Annotated in this window: 3 protein-coding genes and 1 pseudogene; 3 read left to right on the plus strand and 1 reads right to left on the minus strand. The window is 73.0% G+C overall.

Going from position 1 to position 2,622, the window contains the following annotated elements:
• Positions 1-145: 145 nt before the first annotated feature.
• Positions 146-883, minus strand: a complete 738-nt coding sequence (locus tag ACLEQD_RS41045; RefSeq protein ID WP_410391358.1) for a hypothetical protein — start codon at positions 881-883, stop codon at positions 146-148.
• A gap of 36 nt (positions 884-919) precedes the next feature.
• Here ACLEQD_RS41045 and ACLEQD_RS41050 point away from each other — a divergent pair, with 36 nt between their 5' ends.
• The 3 genes and pseudogenes from ACLEQD_RS41050 to ACLEQD_RS41060 form a co-directional block, all read left to right on the plus strand.
• Positions 920-1,426: a regulatory protein RecX gene (locus tag ACLEQD_RS41050; RefSeq protein ID WP_410391359.1), complete on the plus strand. Its 507-nt coding sequence runs from the start codon at positions 920-922 to the stop codon at positions 1,424-1,426.
• A gap of 12 nt (positions 1,427-1,438) precedes the next feature.
• On the plus strand, positions 1,439-2,209 hold the full coding sequence (locus ACLEQD_RS41055; RefSeq protein WP_410391360.1) for an outer membrane protein assembly factor BamD: 771 nt from the start codon (positions 1,439-1,441) through the stop codon (positions 2,207-2,209).
• Positions 2,206-2,622: pseudogene (locus tag ACLEQD_RS41060) on the plus strand (hypothetical protein); the annotation flags it as partial. The gene ACLEQD_RS41055 and the pseudogene ACLEQD_RS41060, both read left to right, overlap by 4 nt.

The raw sequence follows: 2,622 nt of genomic DNA on the forward strand, positions 1-2,622 counted from the left end.
GCGTCGTCCAGGGCCGGCCCCTGCCTCCGCAGGTGGCGGCCCTCCGCCCACGCCCGCCCCGGTGGCCGCGCCCGCTCCGGCGGCCGGGGGCGACGACGACTTCCAGATCGAACGCTTCTAGGAACGCGGCGGGGGAGGGCGGCGCTCAGGCGTCGTCGTCCCCCAGCTGCGCGCGCAGCCGGGTGAGGCGCATCGGGCCGATGAGCCCCTGGTGCGCCAGCGTCTGCAAGAGGGACACGGTGGCGCGCACGCGCGCGTCCTGCGCCTCGTCGGACTCCTGGACGACCTCGTTGTCGAGCAGCGTCTCCAGGTGCTCCGGGTTGATGGAGGTGGGCCCCTCCGACCACGCGATGTCGAACAGCGCCCGCGCCATGTGCTCGCGCGCCTTGCGGTCCGCGTCGTTGGGCGCGGCCTTGGCGAACGCGAGGAACAGCGCGTCCACGGACTCCTTGGACAGCGCGGCCAGGGCGGGCACCTCCCCCAGGGACTCCTTCACGTAGTCCGCGTCGAAGCTGTCCACGTCCTGCTCGTAGCCGAAGGCCTCCTCCAGCAGGATGGACGCGAGGAAGGCGTCGGACTCCTCGTCGCTCGCGCCCTCCTCCTTCAGCGCCTCGCGCGCCTTCTGCGTCGCGGCGGAGAGGGACTCGTCCTCCCGGAGCGCGCGGGCGGCGGCGTGCGCGGCCAGCAGCACCAGCGCGGCCTGGGCGTCGGAGGACAGCGCGCGGCCGCTCACGCCCAGCAGCATGCCCTTCTGCTTGGGGTTGGCGTCCGCGGCGGCCACGAAGTGCTGCTCCTCCGGGGTCAGCGGTTCACCCGCCTGCTCCTTGCGGAGCGTCTCCCGGGCGGCGTCGGCGGTGAGGAAGCGGGCGAGGATGGGGTGCATGGCTTCGGCCTGTTACCACATGGTAGGGACTCCGCGATGGTTGACGAGCCCGAGGGTCCGGAGGCTGTCCAGCGCGCCACCGATGCCTGCCTGCGCCTGCTCAAGGCCCGCGGCAGGAGCCGGCATGAGCTGTCGCTCGCCCTGGAGCGCAAGGGCTTCCCGCCTTCCGTCCGCGACGCCGTGCTCGCCCGCCTCTCGGAGTGGGGCTACCTGGACGACGCGAGGTTCGCGCGCGAACGCGCCGCGGCCCTGCTGGGCAGGGGGAGGCTGGGGCCCCGGGCCGTGCTCCAGCGGCTGCAGGCCCACGGGCTGGAGGGCACGGAGGCCCGGCGGGCGCTGTCGGAGGCGAAGGACGCGGTGGGCTTCGACGCGCTGGAGGCCGCCCGGCAGGTGCTGGAGAAGCGGCGCCTGGCGGGCCGCCCGCTGGACGCGAAGGAGCAGGCCCGCGCGGGGCGGCTGTTGCTCAGCCGGGGTTTCGCGCCGGACATCGTGACCCGGCTGGTGGGAGAACCTTCGCTGGACCCCTCCGGGCAGGACGAATAGTTTGGGGGTGTGATGCGCTCCGCCGTCCTCGTCCTGACCGCCCTGCTGATGTCCTCCTGTGCCGCCCTCTCCGCGGGGCCCGCGGGCGAGCCCGACTACGCGACCCAGGCGGCGGAGAACCTGGCGCTGGGCGAGGCCGCGCTGGAGGACAAGGACTTCCTCAAGGCGGAGAAGTACTTCGAGCACGTCCGCACCAAGTTCCCCTACCTGGAGGCGGCCCGCGAGGCGGAGCTGAAGCTGGCGGACCTGGACTTCGCCCGGGAGATGTATCCGGAGGCGCGCGACAAGTTCGACTCCTTCATCAAGCTGCACCCCACCCACCCCAAGGTGGACTACGCCGCCTACCGCGCGGCGCTCTCCTACGTGGAGGAGTTCCCCTCGGAGTTCTTCGCCCTGCCGCCTTCCTACGAGAAGGAGCAGAAGCCCATGTACGACGCGCTGAGGGCCATGAACGGCTTCCTGCGCCAGTACCCGGATTCGCAGTACGCGAAGGACGCCAAGGTGCACGCGGACGACGCCCGTCAGCGCCTGGCGCGCCACGAGCTGTACGTCGCGTCCTTCTACGCGAAGCGCGAGCGCTGGAAGGCCGTGGTCCAGCGCCTGGAGGGGCTGCTCAAGGACTATCCGGGCACGCCGCTGGAAGAGGAGGCCCTCTTCAACCTGCACGACGCCTACGTGAAGCTCAACGACGCGGAGCGCGCGCAGAACACGCTGCGTGAGGTCCTCAAGCGCCTGCCGGGCACGCCCGCCGCCCAGCGCGCCCAGAAGATGCTGGGGTCGTGAGACGGCTGGAGGACTGGGGGCGGCTGGGGGGCATCGGCATCGCCGTGCTCGCGGTCGCCGGCGTCCTCCTGTTCCTGGGCCCGCGCCTGCTGGGCGCCGCGGCCGGGCCGGAGGCGGAGGTCATCACCGCGCTCAAGGAAGCCGAGCACGACGGCGTGTCGCTCCCCGTGCCGGGCGCGAGCGTGCCGCTCGTGTCACGCAAGCTCCAGTACGCGCGCATCACGGTGTCCGTGGCGCCGGATGGCCAGCGCGCGGAGGCCTTCGCCACGCTGGACTTCGAGGGCGTGCTGGGCGCCACCACGGTCAGCACCGCGGGCGTGGAGGTGGTTCCCTTCACCCGGGAGTCCGGCCGCTGGAGGCCCGCGTCCTCGCTGGCGCCCCGGCTGGTGGCGGTGGTGGCGCGCTGGAGGCGC

Source organism: Corallococcus sp. 4LFB, assembly GCF_046520365.1.
In the GTDB taxonomy this organism is placed as follows: domain Bacteria; phylum Myxococcota; class Myxococcia; order Myxococcales; family Myxococcaceae; genus Corallococcus; species Corallococcus caeni.

Coding starts and splice junctions, on each gene's coding strand:
- ACLEQD_RS41045 (WP_410391358.1), bottom strand. CDS start 883: ATGCACCCCATCCTCGCCCGCTTCCTCACCGCCGACGCCGCCCGGGAG.
- ACLEQD_RS41055 (WP_410391360.1), top strand. CDS start 1,439: ATGCGCTCCGCCGTCCTCGTCCTGACCGCCCTGCTGATGTCCTCCTGT.
- ACLEQD_RS41050 (WP_410391359.1), top strand. CDS start 920: ATGGTTGACGAGCCCGAGGGTCCGGAGGCTGTCCAGCGCGCCACCGAT.